This is a genomic window from Paraburkholderia podalyriae (genome assembly GCF_014397785.1).
In the GTDB taxonomy this organism is placed as follows: domain Bacteria; phylum Pseudomonadota; class Gammaproteobacteria; order Burkholderiales; family Burkholderiaceae; genus Paraburkholderia; species Paraburkholderia podalyriae.
This window is the reverse complement of record NZ_VZQQ01000001.1, coordinates 23519-40095: the sequence shown is the minus strand read 5'-3', so window position 1 is coordinate 40095 and position 16577 is coordinate 23519. Positions and strand designations below refer to the sequence as shown.

At 64.7% G+C, this 16577-nt stretch carries 14 protein-coding genes; 10 read left to right on the top strand and 4 right to left on the bottom strand.

Translation table 11 applies throughout. The features are described 5' to 3' along the window. The first annotated feature begins 98 nt into the window (after nucleotides 1–98). The 7 genes from F6X42_RS00170 (at nucleotide 99) to F6X42_RS00140 (ending at nucleotide 7111) form a co-directional block, all read left to right on the top strand. Nucleotides 99–959 (top strand): transporter substrate-binding domain-containing protein, encoded by an 861-nt coding sequence (locus tag F6X42_RS00170; protein WP_187632639.1) that lies wholly within the window; start codon nucleotides 99–101, stop codon nucleotides 957–959. Nucleotides 960–1047: 88 nt separating this feature from the next. After that, the gene (locus F6X42_RS00165; RefSeq protein WP_187632269.1) at nucleotides 1048–1770 is read left to right on the top strand and encodes an ABC transporter permease; all 723 of its coding nucleotides are present in this window, start codon (nucleotides 1048–1050) and stop codon (nucleotides 1768–1770) included. A 13-nt stretch (nucleotides 1771–1783) separates the two neighbouring features. Then, nucleotides 1784–2539 (top strand): ABC transporter permease, encoded by a 756-nt coding sequence (locus tag F6X42_RS00160; protein ID WP_187632268.1) that lies wholly within the window; start codon nucleotides 1784–1786, stop codon nucleotides 2537–2539. 33 nt (nucleotides 2540–2572) lie between these two features. Then, a complete protein-coding gene (locus F6X42_RS00155) occupies nucleotides 2573–3364 on the top strand; it encodes an ABC transporter ATP-binding protein (RefSeq protein ID WP_187632267.1) in 792 nt (263 codons plus the stop codon). Between the two features lie 61 nt (nucleotides 3365–3425). Continuing rightward, complete coding sequence (locus F6X42_RS00150) at nucleotides 3426–5072, top strand: HAL/PAL/TAL family ammonia-lyase (RefSeq protein WP_187632266.1); 1647 nt, start codon at nucleotides 3426–3428, stop codon at nucleotides 5070–5072. Between the two features lie 47 nt (nucleotides 5073–5119). Beyond that, nucleotides 5120–5914 carry a histidine utilization transcriptional repressor HutC gene (gene hutC, locus F6X42_RS00145; RefSeq protein ID WP_376776246.1) on the top strand — a complete coding sequence of 265 codons (795 nt, stop codon included), beginning with the start codon at nucleotides 5120–5122 and terminating at the stop codon, nucleotides 5912–5914. 198 nt (nucleotides 5915–6112) lie between these two features. Beyond that, nucleotides 6113–7111, top strand: a complete 999-nt coding sequence (locus tag F6X42_RS00140) for an AraC family transcriptional regulator (RefSeq protein ID WP_187632265.1) — start codon at nucleotides 6113–6115, stop codon at nucleotides 7109–7111. A gap of 6 nt (nucleotides 7112–7117) precedes the next feature. Here F6X42_RS00140 and antC read toward each other — a convergent pair whose 3' ends face one another. Genes antC through antA form a run of 3 tightly spaced genes read right to left on the bottom strand, consistent with a single transcriptional unit; the run spans nucleotide 7118 to nucleotide 10038 of the window. Beyond that, nucleotides 7118–8146 carry an anthranilate 1,2-dioxygenase electron transfer component AntC gene (gene antC / locus F6X42_RS00135; RefSeq protein WP_187632264.1) on the bottom strand — a complete coding sequence of 343 codons (1029 nt, stop codon included), beginning with the start codon at nucleotides 8144–8146 and terminating at the stop codon, nucleotides 7118–7120. A 15-nt stretch (nucleotides 8147–8161) separates the two neighbouring features. Then, complete coding sequence (gene antB, locus F6X42_RS00130; RefSeq protein ID WP_187632263.1) at nucleotides 8162–8650, bottom strand: anthranilate 1,2-dioxygenase small subunit; 489 nt, start codon at nucleotides 8648–8650, stop codon at nucleotides 8162–8164. Continuing rightward, nucleotides 8647–10038, bottom strand: coding sequence for an anthranilate 1,2-dioxygenase large subunit (antA, locus tag F6X42_RS00125; RefSeq protein WP_187632262.1), 1392 nt, complete (start codon nucleotides 10036–10038; stop codon nucleotides 8647–8649). Before antA ends, antB begins: the two co-directional genes overlap by 4 nt. Before the next feature lie 230 nt (nucleotides 10039–10268). Here antA and F6X42_RS00120 point away from each other — a divergent pair, with 230 nt between their 5' ends. After that, nucleotides 10269–11801, top strand: a complete 1533-nt coding sequence (locus F6X42_RS00120) for a sensor domain-containing diguanylate cyclase (protein ID WP_187632261.1) — start codon at nucleotides 10269–10271, stop codon at nucleotides 11799–11801. Between the two features lie 123 nt (nucleotides 11802–11924). Further along, nucleotides 11925–13232: a solute carrier family 23 protein gene (locus tag F6X42_RS00115; protein ID WP_187632260.1), complete on the top strand. Its 1308-nt coding sequence runs from the start codon at nucleotides 11925–11927 to the stop codon at nucleotides 13230–13232. Between the two features lie 59 nt (nucleotides 13233–13291). Here the strand turns inward: F6X42_RS00115 and F6X42_RS00110 are convergent, their stop codons facing one another. Continuing rightward, complete coding sequence (locus F6X42_RS00110) at nucleotides 13292–14947, bottom strand: Na+/H+ antiporter (RefSeq protein WP_187632259.1); 1656 nt, start codon at nucleotides 14945–14947, stop codon at nucleotides 13292–13294. Nucleotides 14948–15281: 334 nt separating this feature from the next. Here F6X42_RS00110 and F6X42_RS00105 point away from each other — a divergent pair, with 334 nt between their 5' ends. Continuing rightward, nucleotides 15282–16571: an EAL domain-containing protein gene (locus F6X42_RS00105; protein ID WP_187632258.1), complete on the top strand. Its 1290-nt coding sequence runs from the start codon at nucleotides 15282–15284 to the stop codon at nucleotides 16569–16571. Nucleotides 16572–16577: the final 6 nt, after the last annotated feature.

Genomic DNA, 16577 nt, shown 5'->3' with positions numbered 1-16577 from the left:
CGACAGCTTTTTGACTCATGCAGTCTTGTCTATACAAATTGGCGACGGTTAAACATTCGACTCGACGGTTTCCTCAATTAAGGAGTTTCGACGTGAAAATGAAATGCACCACGGCAGCAACAGCATTGATCGGCGCCCTGCTTGGCGCCGCGGCGATTTTCGCGGCACCGGCACCGGCGCAGGCAAGGGACTGGAAGACGGTGACGATCGCGCTCGAAGGCGGCTACGCACCGTGGAACCTGACTTTGCCGGGCGGCAAGCTCGGCGGCTTCGAACCGGAACTGGTCGCCAACCTCTGCGAGCGCATCAAGCTGCAATGCAATCTGGTTGCGCAAGACTGGGACGGCATGATTCCGGGCCTGCAAGCGGGCAAGTTCGACGTGCTGATGGACGCGATCTCGATCACGCCGGAGCGCGAAAAGATCATCGCGTTTTCGAAGCCGTATGCGGCCACGCCGGCCACGTTCGCCGTTTCCGACGCGAAAGTGCTGCCCAAGGCGGCGTCCGGCGCCGCCGTCGTCAGACTCTCGGGCGACCCGAAGGCCGATCAGCCGACTGTCGACGCGTTGCGCAAGCAGTTGAAGGGCAAGACCATCGGCATTCAGTCGGGCACCGTCTATACGAAGTTCATCAACGACGGCTTCAAGGACGTTGCCACGATCCGCGTCTACAAGACCTCGCCGGAGCGCGATCTCGATCTGGCGAACGGCCGCATCGACGCTTCGTTCGACGATGTCACGTACTACGCCGCGAACATCGACAAGAAGGAAACCGCGTCGATCGCGATGGCGGGTCCGAAGATCGGCGGCCCGATCTGGGGCCCGGGCGAAGGCCTCGCGTTCCGCAAGCAGGACGCCGACCTGAAGGCCAAGTTCGACGCGGCGATCAGCGCGGCGCTCGCCGACGGCACCGTCAAGAAGCTGTCCGCCAAGTGGTTCAAGACCGACGTGACGCCTTGATTCGCGAGGCGTTGAACGAATGCGGCACGTGCGGGGCGAGTTCGCGCGTGCAGCCGTTTCATCGGCCGTGATGAATGAGAGGTAAGGAATGGCTCTGATACAGATGCTCGGCTTCGGGCGGGAAGGCTGGGGCGGCGTAGTGCTGCTCGCGGCGTTGATGACCGTCGCGCTCACGCTGGCCGCGCTCGCGCTCGGCGCGGTGTTCGGCGCGCTGGTCGCGGCGGCCAAACTGTCGCGCCTGCGCACGCTGCGCGTGATCGGCGATATCTATACGACGGTGTTTCGCGGCGTGCCCGAACTGCTCGTCATCTATCTCTTCTACTTCGGTGGCTCGACGCTCGTGACCACGGTCGGCCAGTGGTTCGGCGCCGAGGGTTTCGTCGGCGTGCCGCCATTCGTGATCGGCGCGCTCGCGGTCGGTATGATTTCCGGTGCGTATCAGGCTGAGGTGTATCGCTCGGCGGTGCTCGCGGTGTCGCGCGGGGAACTGGAAGCAGCCCGTTCCATCGGCATGCCGACCTTGACCATGGCGCGTCGCATCCTCATTCCGCAAGTGCTGCGTTTCGCGCTGCCCGGCATCGGCAACGTATGGCAATTGAGCCTGAAGGACTCCGCGCTGATTTCGGTCACGGGTCTCGCCGAACTTTTGCGCACGAGCCAGGTGGCGGCGAGCTCTACGCATCAGTACTTCACGTTCTTCGTGGTCGGCGGCGCGCTGTATCTGCTGATGACCAGCATCTCGAACCGCGTTTTCAACCACGCCGAGGCGCGCGTGGGCAGGTCCTTCAAGCGCAACTTCGCGCGCAACTGACGGCGACGGCATCATGAACTTCGACTTCGACTTTCTGTTCGATACGGTCAAGCAGCTGCTCGCCGCCGTGCCGACCACGCTTGGCCTCTTCTTTTGTTCGCTGATTCTCGGCGGTCTGCTCTCGCTCGTGATCGTCACGATGCGCGTGTCGCCGCACTGGCTGCCGAACCGCTTCGCACGCGCGTATATCCTCGTATTTCGCGGCTCGCCGCTGTTGATCCAGATGTTCCTCGTGTACTACGGCATGGGCCAGTTCGGCGTGATTCGCGAGAGCTTTCTGTGGCCGGTACTGCGCGAGCCTTATATGTGCGCCGTCTTATCGCTTGCGCTGTGCACCGCCGGCTACACCGCGGAGATTATTCGCGGCGGCTTGATGGCGGTGCCCGTCGGGCAGATCGAGGCCGGCTATTCGATCGGCCTGTCGGGTTTCGCGCTCCTGCGCCGCGTGATCGGCCCGATTGCAGTGCGTCAGTGCCTGCCCGCTTATTCGACGGAAGCCGTGCTGCTCGTCAAGTCGACGGCGCTCGCGAGTCTCGTTACCGTGTGGGAAGTGACCGGCGTCGCGCAGCAGATCATTCAGCAAACATATCGCACGACGGAAGTGTTTATCTGCGCCGCGCTGATCTATCTGTTTCTGAACTTCATTATCGTGCGCGCCCTGGGCCTGCTAGAGACGCGTCTGTCGCGGCATCTGCGCGCGGCGCCGAAGTCGTCCGCGCAGAGCCGCCGGGCGTCCGCCACTACCGAAGCACGCCGCGCCGCGCCCTGAGCGCCGGCCATTTCGGATGAACTGGAGAATTCCATGAACGCTACGGCACCCGTTGCACTGTCGGTCAAGAACATTCATAAATCGTTCGGCGATCATCACGTGCTCAAAGGCATTTCGCTCGACGCCCATCAAGGCGACGTGATCTCGGTTCTCGGCGCGAGCGGCTCGGGCAAGAGCACGTTCCTGCGCTGCCTGAATCTGCTCGAAACGCCGGACGACGGTTCGGTCGCGCTCGCCGGCGAAGAGCTGAAAATGAAACGTCGCGGAGACGGCAAGCTGCAACCGAGCGACCGCCGCCAGGTGGACCGCATTCGCTCGCAACTCGGCATGGTGTTCCAGAACTTCAACCTCTGGTCGCATATGACGGTGCTCGAAAACCTGATCGAAGGGCCGATGCGCGTGCAGAAACGCAGCCGCGCGGAGTCGGTTGAAGAAGCCGAGGCGCTGCTCGCGAAAGTCGGTCTCGCGGAAAAGCGCGGCCACTATCCGGCGCACCTGTCAGGTGGCCAGCAACAGCGCGTGGCGATTGCGCGCGCGCTGGCCATGCATCCGAAAGTGATGCTGTTCGACGAACCGACTTCGGCGCTCGATCCCGAACTGGTCGGCGAAGTGCTGCGCGTGATGCGCTCGCTTGCGGAGGAAGGCCGCACGATGCTGGTCGTCACGCACGAAATGGGTTTTGCGCGTCACGTGTCGAATCGCGTGATGTTCCTGCATCAGGGCCAGGTGGAAGCGGATGGTACGCCCGACGAAGTCTTCGTCGAGTGCAAGTCGGAGCGCTTCCGGCAATTCGTGTCGAGTCACCAGGACCGCACGACGAACTGACGCGCGCAAAGACGCTGCGTCGCCACCTCACATCACGTTACTTACCGCGCAGAGCACTATCATGGCCGTGATCCGTTCCGATCGTCCTCTCAACTGGGCACAGGTGGCGGCGGTCGCCGCCGGCGAGCCGCTCGAACTTTCCGCCGACGCCCGCGCGCGCATCGCAGCGGCACGCGTGCTCGTCGAACAGATCGTCGAGCGCCGCATTCGCGCGTATGGCGTGAATACCGGAGTCGGCGCATTGTGCGACGTGATCGTGTCGCCGACCGAGCAGCGCACGCTGTCGCGCAACATTCTGATGAGTCATGCGGTCGGCGTCGGCGCACCGCTCGGTGTCGCCGAGACGCGCGCGATCATGGCCGCTGCAGTGAACAATTTCGCGCATGGGCATTCGGGCATCCGTCTCGAAGTCGCGGATCAACTCGTAGACTTACTTAACGCCGATTGCTTGCCCGAAGTGCCGGCGTTCGGCTCGGTCGGTTATCTGAGCCATATGGCGCATATCGCGCTGGTGTGCATCGGCGAAGGATATGTGCGGTATCGCGGCGAGCGTCTGAAGGGTCGCGAAGCACTGCGCATGCTTGGCCGCGAACCGCTCGTGCTTGAAGCGAAGGAAGGGCTCAGCCTCATCAACGGCACGCCATGCGTGACCGGACTTGCCGCGTTGGCGCTGGCGCGCGCGGTGCGTCTGCTCGATTGGACCGATGTGGTCGCGGCGATGAGCTTCGAGAATCTGCGCGGCCAACTCGCCGCATTCGACGAAGACTCGCTCGCGTTGCGCATTTCACCGGGCCTCAACCTGGTCGGTGAACGCATGCGCACCGCGCTCGCCGACAGCGGCATTCTCGCGGCAGTGGTCGGCCAGCGCACGCAGGACCCGCTCTCCATGCGCACCATCCCGCATGTACACGGCGCCGCGCGCGATGTGCTCGCCGCGACCGCAGACGTGGTCAACCGCGAACTGGCGTCGATTACCGATAACCCGATCGTCGCCGGCACGCCGGAAGATCCGCGCGTCTATTCCCAGGCGCATGCGGTGGGCGCATCCATCGCGCTGGCCATGGACAGCCTCGCCACCGCGATCGCCCAGGTGGCCGCGATGGCCGAGCGGCGGCTCGACCGTCTCGTCAATCCGCTCGTGAGCGGCTTGCCCGCGTTTCTCGCGGAGCCGGGCGGCACGTGTTCCGGCTTCATGATCGCGCAGTACACGGCCGCCTCGCTCGTCGCGCAGAACCGGCGCCTCGCGCTGCCCGCCAGTCTGGATGGCGGCATCACGTCGGGCTTGCAGGAGGACCACCTGTGCCACGCGACCCCCGCCGCGCTGAAGGCGCTGGAGATCGTCGACAACGCGGGGCGCATCGTCGCGATCGAACTGTTGGCCGCGGCGCAGGCCTACGATCTGCAAGCCACGGACGCGCCGCGCGCGCCGCATACGCAGGCACTGTGGCAACGCGTGCGGCAGATCGTGCCGACTTATCGCGACGACCGTCCGCTCGCCGACGACATGAGCGTCGCCTTCCGGATGATCGCGGGCGAGGCGCCGCCGCTGTTGCCGCGCCCCGGTAAGATGAGGCCGCGCGACGCGACGCCGGGCAGCGGCGCGGAGTTTGGTGCGGGTGCATCCACTGCGAGCCTGGCGGCTGCGGACAAATTTCCTGCAGCCGCGAACAGCGCGAGCAACACACTGGGCGCAGCGCGCGTGGCCTGAGGCAGACATAGCCGGTGCGCGGGCCGCAACCCACCCACGAGGTCGGAATGAACACAATTACAGATAATCAAAAACAAGGGCAAATGCAGGCGCAACCCGGCGCGCAAAGCGCCGGCACCGCGGAGCGCGCCGCTTGCAAGGAGACCCCGGCGAGAGCAATGCCCGCTTACGAGCAGATCAAGCGCTACGTGATCCGGCGCATCAGCGAGGGCGATTGGAAGCCGGGCGGTCTGATCCCATCAGAAGCAGAACTGGTGAAAGAGTTCGGCGTCGCGCGCATGACGGTCTCACGCGCGCTGCGCGAATTGACCGCTGAACGCGTGCTGGCGCGAGTGCAGGGTTCCGGTACGTTTGTCGCGCCGCAGCGGTACGAATCCACCGTGCTCGAAATCCGCAATATCGCCGATGAAATCGCCGCGCGCGGTCATCGTCATTCGGCGCGCGTGTTGACGCTCGAACCGAGCGGCGATCCGCAGGCGCTCGAAGCGCTCGGTCTCTCGAGCGGTCCGGCCTTTCACTCGTGCATCGTGCATAGCGAGGAGGGCGAGCCGATTCAGTACGAGGACCGATACGTCAATCCCAAGGTGTTCCGCGAGTATCTGCAACAAGACTTCACCGTCGAGACGCCGAATCACTACATGGTGCGTCTCGCGCCGATTCAACGCGCGGAGTTCCGCATCTACGCTCAAAAGCCGGATGCGTATGTGCGGCGTCATCTGTCGATGGAAATCGGCGAGCCGTGCTTGCAACTATGGCGCCGTACCTGGGTGGGCGACGACGTCGCGACGTCCGTGCAGTTGTGGCATCCGGCGTCGCGTTTTCATCTGGCGGGGAAAGTCTAGCGGGGAATGCGCAACCAGTACGCGGCGGAAGCCCTTCTCAATGCGAGCGCAACAGCGACTTGTCGGAGGACAACATTTCATTCATCCGCCCGCAGCGCCCACGGTTGATGTAGTCTTAGCGAACCCCACAAATGTCCCCGTTTTGCGCCCCGATGAACGGCCTTGGGGCGCGCATCCTCGGTACTTCGCTTTCTACGTATGCGATCAACTTCGGACCCCGGCAATCGCGATCTCCGCGCCGCATTAAGCGACCTCGACGGCGCGCGCGACTGGATGGCCTCCATCTGCGGCCCGCACGGGCTGCAGGTCAGTCATCCGGAGCGGCTGCGGTTTCATCAGTCCGGCACGGTGCTGCGTTCGATGGCGACGACGATCGGCTACGTCGAGTACGGCACCGACGTGACGGTCGCGGTGAGCGAGAACAGCCCGCTGAACTGCTACAGCGTGAGCCTGCCGATGGTCGGTCAGCAGGAACTCGCCGTGCATGGCAAGAGGTGGTTATCGGATCAGGATCGCGGTTTGATCGTGAGTCCGCAGCAATCGCAGGATCTCGCGATCACCGGCAATTGCCGCAAGCTGCACGTCGCGATTCCGCGCTCCGCGCTTCAACAGGTGCTGCAGACGATGCTGCAACGCCAGCTCGAAGCGCCGCTCGTGTTCCAGCCCGACATGGATGCGGCCGCCGGCGACCAGGCCTCGTGGTGGCGCATGGTCAAGTTCCTGGCCGGCGAAATGGAACGCTCGGGACCGTCGCTGGGGCAGCTCTACATGTCCAGCGAACTCGAACTGACGTTGCTCAAAGGATTGCTGCTGTCGCAGCCGCACAACTACTCGGAGCTGCTGGCCAACGCGTCCGCGCCGACGCCACCGCATTATCTGACCCGCGCGCGCCAGTTCATTCACGACAACGCGCGCGAGCCCATCACGCTCGAAGACATCGAGCGCGCCTCAGGTGTGTCGCGCTTCAAGCTGTTCGATGGATTCCGGCAGTACTTCGGCTGTGCGCCCATCGCGTATCTGAAACGCTATCGGCTCGAATCGGTGCGGCGCGATATTCTCGAAGACCGCTCGGTGCGCAATATTTCGTCGGTGGCGCTGGGCTGGGGAGTGTCGCATCTCGGCCGTTTCTCGACCGAGTACAAGGCGTTGTTCGGCGAGTCGCCATCCGAGACGCTGAAGCGCACGGCGCGGCGTTAGAACGTCCTATCGAGCGTTGCTTTCGCCGAACTTCTCGTAAAACAACCGGTAGTCCTGAATACCTTGCTCGGTGAGCCAGGTCTTGATTGCTTCGACCATCGGCGGCGGTCCGCACGCGTACATGTCAAAGCCGTTCGATTCGAGCAACAAGCGGTCGAAATGCTCGGGAATCAGTCCGGTCTTGCCGGACCATTGCGGCGCCGGATTCATCACGACCGTCTCGACCGCGAATTCTTCGATGCTCGCCTTGTAGCCGTTGATGCGCTCGGTCTCGCATAGATCCGCCGCGTTCGTGACGCCGTAGTACAGATGCACCGGATGCGCGACATTGCGTTTCGCCGAGATGTCGTCGAGCATGCCGAGGAAGGCGGAGAGTCCCGTGCCGCCCGCGACCATCACGACCGGTCGTTCGACCTGGCGCAGATAGAACGCGCCGAGTGGCGCCTCGAACTCGACCGTGTCGCCGACCTTGCAACGCTCGCGCAGATAGTTGCTCATCACGCCGTCGGGCAGCAGGCGGATCAGGAATTGCAGCGCGTTGCGCGCGTTCGGATGATTCGCGAACGAATACGATCGCCATTCTTCGGTGCCCGGCACTTTCACGCGCGCATACTGGCCCGGCAGAAAATCGAGCTGACGGGCATGCGCGCTCGCATCGATACGCAGGATCGCGGTCGTCGCCGACACCAGCTCGACGCCGGCCACGCTCGCGGACACGGTGTTCGTGCCGGCACCTTCACACAGCGTCGAGTCGAAGTCGAAATAGAACGACGCGTCCGACTTCACGCGGGTCTGGCACGACAGGATCTTGCGCTGCGCGAGGTCTTCTTCGCTGAGCGTTTCCTCGTCGACGTAATCGAGCGTGTAGTCGCCCGATTCGCAGCGCCCTTGGCAGGTGCCGCACACGCCTTCCCGGCAGTCGAGCGGAATGTTGACGCCGTTGCGCAGTGCCGCATCGAGCAGCAGCTCGTTCGGGCTCACATCGACAAACGCGGTTTTGCCATCGGCAAAGCTCAACGCGACTTTATGTTTCATCGCCGTGCTCCCGGCTCACAGATGGTAGAAATCCAGCACCGCGTTGATGTGGTCGTTCAGCAGCAGCACGTGCTTGCGCCTGATCTTCCAGCTATCGCCCGACGGTTGCAGGTCGTACACCGCGCGTCCATAGAAGTAGTCGGTCGAGCCGTGACGCGTGTAGAGCGTCGACCAGTTCACGCTCGCTTCGACGCTCGAATCTTCGCGCTCGCTCAGGCGCACGTTGCTGATCTGATGCATCGTGCGCGGCAGCGGTGTCGACGCGGCCGATTTGCCAGTACGCAGCCGGAACACGCGGTCTTCGAGACCGGCGCGATCCGGGTAGTAAATCAGCGACATGCCCTGCTTCGGATCGGTCGTGTACACGTGCTCCGAATCCCACTGCGGCACATGGAACACGCTCTGCGGATCGAACAGGTCGAGATATTCGTCCCATTGCTGCTGGTCGCACAGATCGGCCTTCAGATACAGAAACTGCTCGACGGAGTGTTGGAGTTGGCTCATGCCTGCTCTCCCTGCGATTCGATGGATTTATCCAGTCCCTTGAGGATCGTGTCGCGCCAAGTGCCGTGCTGGTTCACGTAAAGCCCTTCGTGGGTCAGCTCGGTACCGGTCAGATTCGGCGCGATGCCGAGCAGCGTGGTGTTCGCGGTCGCGCCACTGGCCCACTTGTGATGCCCGCGCGAGATGTCGCTCCAGCGTTCGAGGCGCGCCTGGAAGCCGCGCTGCTGCTCGCGGAATTCGACGAGGTCGTCGGGGGTGCCCATGCCGGACACGTTGAAGAAGTCTTCGAACTGACGGATACGGTTCTCGCGGTCCTTCGCCGCCTCGCCCTTCACGCCAATGCACTGGCTGATGATCTCGGTCTTGTTCCACGCGACAGGACGCACGATGCGCAACTGCGAGCTGATCTGGTCCATGAAGAACAGGCTCGGGTAGACATTCAGGTTGCGCAGCCGGTGCATCATCCATTCAGCCTTGTCCTGACCATAGGCCTCGACGAGCCGCGGCATCACGCTTTCGTAGCCGGGACGCACTTGCGGATTCGGCATGTCGCTGAACAGCACGCTGTGGCCGTTCCTGAATGCGAACCAGCCGTCGTCGGTTTCGCCGTCGCCGGCGCCGAGCTTGCTGTAGTCGAGCGTGCCGCTCGGGCTATCACCCTTTTTCGCGTTCGACTCGTGGCGGTGCTGCACGGTCGCCACGTAGTTGTAATGCACGGTGCTCACGTGATAGCCGTCGAGACCGTTTTCGTTCTGCAGCTTCCAGTTGCCGTCGAACGTGTAGGTCGACTTGCCGGGCAGCACTTCGAGCTCGCCGGTCGGCGACTGGGCCACCATCATGTCGAAGAAGATGCGCGCGTCGCCGAGGTAGTCTTCGAGCGTATCCGAGCCGTCGACGTCGAGGCTCACGAACACGAAGCCCTTGTAGCTCGCGATGCGCGCTTTCTTCAGGCCGCGCACCGACTTGTCGAAGTCGTCGCGGTATTCGCCGGGCGCCTTCACCTTCACGAGGCGACCGTCGTTCTTGTAGCACCATGCGTGGAACGGGCACGTGAAGGTCGACTGGTTGCCCTTGGTCATACGTGTGAGCGTCGCGCCGCGGTGCTGGCACGCGTTGATCATCGCGTTCAGGTTGCCGGCGCTGTCGCGCGAGATGATCAGCGGCTGGCGGCCCGCGCGCATCGTCAGGAAATCGTTGTTGTCGGGGATTTCGCTTTCGTGGCACGCGTAGATCCAGGCCTTCTCGAAGATGTGCTCCATCTCGAGCGAGAACAGCTCGGGCTCCGTGAACATTTCGCGGGCGATCCGGTACACGCCTTCCGCGGGGCGGAAGTCCAGACAGCCGCTAACGAATTCGCGCCATTCGGCGGCGCTGCGCTTCTCGCTCATGTTGTGTCTCTCCTTGTATCCAATCGTTTGAACGTGACAGGTTCGATTGAATACCCAAGTGGCGACGCGAACTATCCAGCCAATTTGCATTCGCTATCCGAATAATTGGGCGGCGGCTGAGGCACCGGGTCTGCTACCCTAGCGTTTCGTAGGTCGCGTTTTTGACGGTTATTACCGAGGCGTGGCCGCTTTTCACGCGCGACATTCAGCGCACGTCAAACGAAAAACGCATGGTGACGCGCCGACCGAATACCGTGATTGCGATCAGCATCGTGCTGGCTGGCGCGATCCTCGCGATCGCCGTGGCGCTGCTCGCACAGATGCGCGAGGACGCGTTGCGGCGCGCGCAGGACTCTGTGGGCAACATCTCGCTGCTGGTCGAGCGCGACGTGTCGCGCAATCTCGAGATCTACGACCTGTCGCTGCGCGCGGTGATCGACGGACTGAAGCAGCCGGGCGTGCTCGATCTGCCGCCGCAGATCCGCCAGATGGTGCTGTTCGACGGCTCGGTCAGCGCAAAGGACATGGGCTCGGTGTTCGTGCTCGACGAAAACGGCAACGTGCGTTTCGATTCACGCGCGTGGCCGCCGCGCGCGAATAGCCATGCCGGGCGCGATTACTTCAAGGTGCAGCGCGCTTCGCCCGACGTCGGCCTCTTCATCAGCCATCCTTTCAGCCCGAGCGGCACCGACGAAGACTTGCGCATCGCGCTGAGCCGGCGCATTTCGAGGCCAGACGGCAGCTTCGGCGGCGTGGTGGTCGGCACACTGCGCCTCACGTATTTCCATCGGCTGTTCGACGGCATGAAACTCGGGCCGAGCGGCTCGATGGCGTTGATGCTTAGCGACGGCACGATGTTGATGCGTCGTCCGTACGATCCGAAAACGATCGGCATCAACCTGACCGGCACCGCCAACTACTCGCGCTTCATCACGCAGCCGAGCGGCGAGTTTTTCGGCACCGCGGCAATCGACGGCGTCTTGCGCTGGTACGCGTTCCGCCATATCGACGACTATCCGCTGATCCTCGACGTCGCGCTGTCGACGCACGACATCTACGTCGAATGGCGGCGGCGCGCATGGATCATCGGCACGCTGATCGGCGCGCTCGACGTGACGATCATCGCGCTGGCGTTTCTGTTCTCATATCAGTTGCGCCTGCGCCGCGCGGCCGAGGAAGAACTGCGCGAACTGGCGCGCACGGACGGGCTGACCGGCCTGTACAACCGTCGCGCGTTCGAGGAGCACGCGAACGACGCATGGCGGCGCGCGCAGCGCAACGGCCGGCCGCTGTCGCTGCTCCTGATCGACGTCGACAACTTCAAGGGCTTCAACGACCTGTACGGCCATTCGGCCGGCGACGAAGCGCTGATCGGCGTCGCGCGCTGCATCGCGCAGAACGTCCGGCGTCCGGGCGACACGGCCGCGCGCTTCGGCGGCGAGGAGTTCGCGGTGCTGCTGCCGGATACCGATGCGACGGGCGCGCGGCGGATCGCCGAGCAGATCCGCGCGGCTGTGCAGGCGCTGCAATGCCGCCATGTGGCAAGCGCGCATCACGTGCTGACGGTGAGCGCCGGCGTGGCGACCGCGCAGGGCGCGGCGATCGCGACGAGCCGCGCGCTGGTCGACGCCGCCGACCAGGCGCTGTATCGCGCGAAGGATGCCGGCCGCAATCGGGTGATCGCGTATGGCGCGACGACGGACACCACCTCGCGGGACGGCGCCGCGCTGACGCCGGACACGGACTCGCGCGGCGCGAATTGACCCGCTTGCCAGCCCTTATTGCTCTCCGTAGACTCGCGCGTGACTTTGCCGGACCCACGCCGCAGCGCGGGATCGGCACACCTCGCCGCATACACCACGCCGACCCTGAGGAGAATCCCCGCGATGGCCGCATCCTATTTCCCCCGCTGGCGCCGCCAGCCTGCCGCCGCCGAGGGCGGCATCGTCGGCATCGACGAACGGCTCGCGTGGCCGCCGATGTTCGCGATGGGCATCCAGCACGTGGTCGCGATGTTCGGCGCGACCGTGCTCGCGCCGCTGCTGATGGGCTTCGACCCGAACCTGTGCATCTTCATGTCGGGGATCGGCACGCTGCTGTTCTTCGTGCTCGTCGGCGGCCGCGTGCCGAGCTATCTCGGGTCGAGCTTCGCGTTCATCGGCCTCGTCATCGCGGTGACCGGCTACGGCGGACACGGCGCGAATCCGAACATTCCGGTCGCGTTGGGCGGCATCATCGCGTGCGGCGTCGCGTATGGGGTGATTGGCCTGATCGTGTCGGCGGTCGGCACGGGCTGGATCGAAACGCTGATGCCGCCGGTCGTGACCGGCGCGGTCGTTTGCGTGATCGGCCTGAACCTCGCGCCGATTGCCGTGCATGGCGTGAGTGGCAGCAATTTTGAGTCGTGGATGGCGCTGGTCACAGTGCTGTGCGTCGGCGCGGTCGCGGTGTTCACGCGCGGCATGCTGCAGCGTCTGCTGATCCTGGTCGGCTTGCTGCTCGCCTACGTCATCTACGCGATCGTCACGAACGGCCTCGGCATGGGCAAGCCGATCGATTTCTCGATCGTCGCGAACGCCGCGTGGTTCGGCATGCCGCACTTCATGTCGCCGGTGTTCGAGCCGCACGCGATGACGCTGCTCGCGCCGATCGCGGTGATTCTCGTCGCCGAAAACCTCGGCCACATCAAGGCCGTCAGCGCGATGACGGGCCAGAACCTCGACCGTTACATCGGCCGCGCGTTTCTCGGCGACGCGCTCGCGACGATCGTGTCCGGCTTCGCGGGCGGCACCGGCGTGACGACCTACGCGGAGAACATCGGCGTGATGGCGGTCACGAAAATCTATTCGACGCTGGTGTTCGTGATCGCCGCGTTGATCGCCCTCGTGCTCGGCTTCTCGCCGAAGTTCGGCGCGGTGATCCAGACGATTCCGGGACCGGTGCTGGGCGGCGTGTCGATCGTCGTATTCGGGCTGATCGCGGTGACGGGCGCGCGCATCTGGGTCGTCAACAAGGTCGACTTCTCCGACAACCGCAACCTGATCGTCTCGGCCGTCACGCTCGTGCTCGGCGCCGGCGACTTCTCGCTGAAGCTCGGCGGCTTCGGGCTCGGCGGCATCGGCACCGCGACGTTCGGCGCGATCATCCTGTACGCGCTGTTGAGAAGAAAGCCGACGCAAGGGCCGGTGGCCTGAGCGTCGATCGGCATCGGCGTTTCAGGCGCCGGTGCCGATGTCGATGCAGCAGCCAACTCCTACCCTTTGCGCGCAGTCAGCGCCGTCTCCGACAGATCCACCTCACGCATCAGCTTGTTCAACGTCTCGTCGTTGATCCGCTGCGTGTCGCGCAAATCGAGCAGCGTCTTGCGCTCGGCACGCATCGCCGCGAGCTTCATGCGGAATTCGATCGCATCGGCACGGCGCGCGAGTTCGCGCGGCGCCTGCTCGTCGTCGAGCGTCGCGAGGCGGCGGCGGTACACATCCATCACGCGCGCGGTCACATCGGTCGCGTACGCCTGAGCCGATTCATCGAGGTCCGCGCACTCGATGTCGTGCAGATGATCGACCGCGCGAATCGCCGACTGCGCGGCGAGCGTACGCGCAAGTGCTTCCTCGGCCGCGTGCGGGTCCTTGCCGCGCCGCCAGCCGCGCAGCAGCAGCGGCAACGCGGCCACCGCCACCAGCAGCGACAGCAGGATCACGCCCGATGCGATGAAGATCGCGAGATCACGTCCCGGCAGCGGCGTGCCGTTGGGCAGCAACTCCGGCAGCGACAGCACGCCCGCGAGCGTCACCGCGCCGCGCACGCCGGCCACCGTCGTCACCGACACCATGCGCAGCCCCGGCACCGCGTTCGCGACGCCGTGCTTCGCCGCGCCACGGCTCGCGAACCAGCGCAGCAGCCACACCCACACGAAGCGCATTGCGTATAGCGCAATCGCCACCGCGACGATATAGCCGATCAACAGCGCAACCTGTGCGTCGTTGGTTTGGTGCGCGTCGAGCAGCGCGCGGCCGAGGATGTGCGGAAACTGCAGCCCGAGCATGATGAACACCATGCCGTTGAACACGAACTCGATCATCGTCCACGTGCTGGTGGCCCGCACGCGCGAGGCGACCTGCCACTTTTCCGCGATGCTCGCGTAGTTCATCATCATGCCGGCGGAGACCGCGGCGAGAATGCCCGACAGTTCGAAGCGCTCGGCGCTCAGATAGGCGGCGAACGGAATCAGTAGCGTCATCACGACGCCGGGCGCGGGATCGCCTTCCTCGGTGAGATTGAGAAACCGCGCGGACACGAAGCTGAACACCGCGCTCACCGCCGCGCCGACCGCGAGGCCGCCCACCGCGATGATCACGAAGCTCACCGACGCTTGACGCAGCGAAAAGGCGCCGGTCAGCGCCGCGGCGATCGCAAACTTCAGCGCGACGAGGCCCGACGCGTCGTTCATCAGCGCCTCGCCTTCGAGGATATGCATCAGCTGCCCCGGAATCTTGCCCTTGCCGGCGATGCCGGACAGTGCGACTGCGTCGGTCGGCGACAGCACCGCGGCGAGCGCGAACGCGACCGGCAACGAGATCTGCGGCACCAGCGCGTGCACGAAGTGACCGACCACCAGCACAGTCATGAACACGAGGCCGAGCGCGAGCATCAGGATCGCGCGGCGCGCCATGAAGAACTCGCGCTTCGGCATGCGCCAGCCATCCGCGAACAGCAGCGGCGGAATGAACAGCAGCATGAAGATTTCCGGATCGAACGCGACGTGCAATTCGAGGCGCGGCCACGCGAGCATCGCGCCGATCGCGATCTGCACGAGCGGCAGTGGCAGCTTGAACGGCAACGCGCGGGTCAGCATGCCGGACGCGGCGACGGCGAGCAGCAGGATCAGGACGGTGAAGACAATTTCCATCGTGTGTTCCGGGTGGATGAAGGGGTGTCCTGGGAAGGGGCGCGATGCGCAGCGTCGAGTGTAGCCCGGCGTCGCGCGCACTTGCGGCGCGCTTCGCAGCGAGGCTCACGGCGAACATCACTGAAGCGACGCACCGCAACGGTGCGCGCCATGCCCTCTGACGGCGCATCAGCGCTGTCTCCGGTGCAATCTTTCGGGCGAGTTACAGCGCAGTGTGCGCCAGCGTGCGCATGGACCTTGCTTAACCGGTAACGATGACGCACATTTTGAGGACCAGCGTCGGTTTCGGCGCTTTTCGCGTTCGGAACGGCTGGCTCTCGCGTGAGAGGACTGGATGAGGATTGCGCAACAACAGGACAGGTCGGCGAGCGTGCCGCACGGCTTCGAGGTCGAGGTGACCTCGGGCCTTCAACGCTATTCGGTGCAGCATGGCGAGGTGACGCTGACGAGCGTGTTCCAGCCGATTTTCAGTCTGTCGCACCTGCGCGCGGTCGGCTATGAGGGCTTGCTGCGCGCGCACGACGCGCTCGATCGCGCGGTGTCGCCGCTCGACGTGTTCGGCGAGGCCGCGCGCCTCGGCGACGCGCTGCAGATCGACCGGCTCGCGCAGACGTTGCATCTGGAGAACTTCAAGATGCTCGGCGCCGAGCACGAATGGCTGTTCCTGAACGTGCATCCAGGCGTGCTGACCGACCCGTATCTCGCGGCGGCGCTGCTCGCGAATCTGCGGCGGCTCGATCTGTCGCCGCGACGCGTCGTGCTCGAAGTGCTCGAGCAGAGCGCCGGCGATCTCGACCGACTCGCCGACGCGGTGCGCGAGTTCCGCGAGCGCGGCTTCCTGATCGCGCTCGACGACTTCGGCGCCGGTCATTCGAACATCGAGCGCATCTGGCAGCTGAATCCCGACATCGTGAAGCTCGACCGCATCATGCTGTCGCACGCCGCGCATCGCGCCGACATGGCGACCATCCTGCCGGGGCTCGTGGCGCTGCTGCATGAGGCGGGCAAGCTCGTGCTGATCGAAGGCGTCGAAACCGAGCACGAAGCGCAGATGGCGCTCGCCTGCAATGCCGATTTCGTGCAGGGCTTTTTCTTCGGCCGGCCGAATCCGGGTGTCGTCGATGCGATCCACGCGGCGGCTTGCATCGGCGAAGTCATCGAACGTTATCGCGAGCAGGCCGAGGCGCGCGAGCGGCGCAACGCGAGCCGGCTCGCGCCGTATCTGCGCGCGTTCGAGCGCGCCGCGGAGCGCCTCGCCGCCGGTGAGCCGCTCGACGAGGTGTGCTGGAATTTCCTCGCGCTCGATCACGTGGCGCGCTGTTTTCTGCTCGATGCGAAGGGCCGCCAGGCGGGCCGCAACATCGTGCTGCGCGCCGATCGCGCGGCGCGCGAAACCCGCTTCTTGCCGCTTGCCGACGCGCAGGGCGCGAACTGGTTGCGTCGGCCGTACTTCAGCGTCGCAATCCATGCGCCGGAGCGTGTGCATGTAACGCGGCCGTATCTGTCGATCAACGAAGCGTTGCCGTGCGTGACGCTGTCGGTGGCGACGCGCGTCGGCAGCGAAACCTGCGTGCTGTGCGGCGATATCGATTGGGTCGAGGACGAACGCGACGCGCGCATCTGACATGAT

What these genes read in the sequence shown, in the direction of transcription:
- F6X42_RS00160 (WP_187632268.1), top strand. Translation starts at nt 1,784, where the DNA reads ATGAACTTCGACTTCGACTTTCTGTTCGATACGGTCAAGCAGCTGCTC.
- antB (WP_187632263.1), bottom strand. Translation starts at nt 8,650, where the DNA reads ATGAGCCAACTCCAACACTCCGTCGAGCAGTTTCTGTATCTGAAGGCC.
- F6X42_RS00105 (WP_187632258.1), top strand. Translation starts at nt 15,282, where the DNA reads ATGAGGATTGCGCAACAACAGGACAGGTCGGCGAGCGTGCCGCACGGC.
- F6X42_RS00115 (WP_187632260.1), top strand. Translation starts at nt 11,925, where the DNA reads ATGGCCGCATCCTATTTCCCCCGCTGGCGCCGCCAGCCTGCCGCCGCC.
- F6X42_RS00165 (WP_187632269.1), top strand. Translation starts at nt 1,048, where the DNA reads ATGGCTCTGATACAGATGCTCGGCTTCGGGCGGGAAGGCTGGGGCGGC.
- hutC (WP_376776246.1), top strand. Translation starts at nt 5,120, where the DNA reads ATGAACACAATTACAGATAATCAAAAACAAGGGCAAATGCAGGCGCAA.
- F6X42_RS00120 (WP_187632261.1), top strand. Translation starts at nt 10,269, where the DNA reads ATGGTGACGCGCCGACCGAATACCGTGATTGCGATCAGCATCGTGCTG.
- antA (WP_187632262.1), bottom strand. Translation starts at nt 10,038, where the DNA reads ATGAGCGAGAAGCGCAGCGCCGCCGAATGGCGCGAATTCGTTAGCGGC.
- F6X42_RS00140 (WP_187632265.1), top strand. Translation starts at nt 6,113, where the DNA reads ATGCGATCAACTTCGGACCCCGGCAATCGCGATCTCCGCGCCGCATTA.
- antC (WP_187632264.1), bottom strand. Translation starts at nt 8,146, where the DNA reads ATGAAACATAAAGTCGCGTTGAGCTTTGCCGATGGCAAAACCGCGTTT.
- F6X42_RS00110 (WP_187632259.1), bottom strand. Translation starts at nt 14,947, where the DNA reads ATGGAAATTGTCTTCACCGTCCTGATCCTGCTGCTCGCCGTCGCCGCG.
- F6X42_RS00155 (WP_187632267.1), top strand. Translation starts at nt 2,573, where the DNA reads ATGAACGCTACGGCACCCGTTGCACTGTCGGTCAAGAACATTCATAAA.
- F6X42_RS00150 (WP_187632266.1), top strand. Translation starts at nt 3,426, where the DNA reads ATGGCCGTGATCCGTTCCGATCGTCCTCTCAACTGGGCACAGGTGGCG.
- F6X42_RS00170 (WP_187632639.1), top strand. Translation starts at nt 99, where the DNA reads ATGAAATGCACCACGGCAGCAACAGCATTGATCGGCGCCCTGCTTGGC.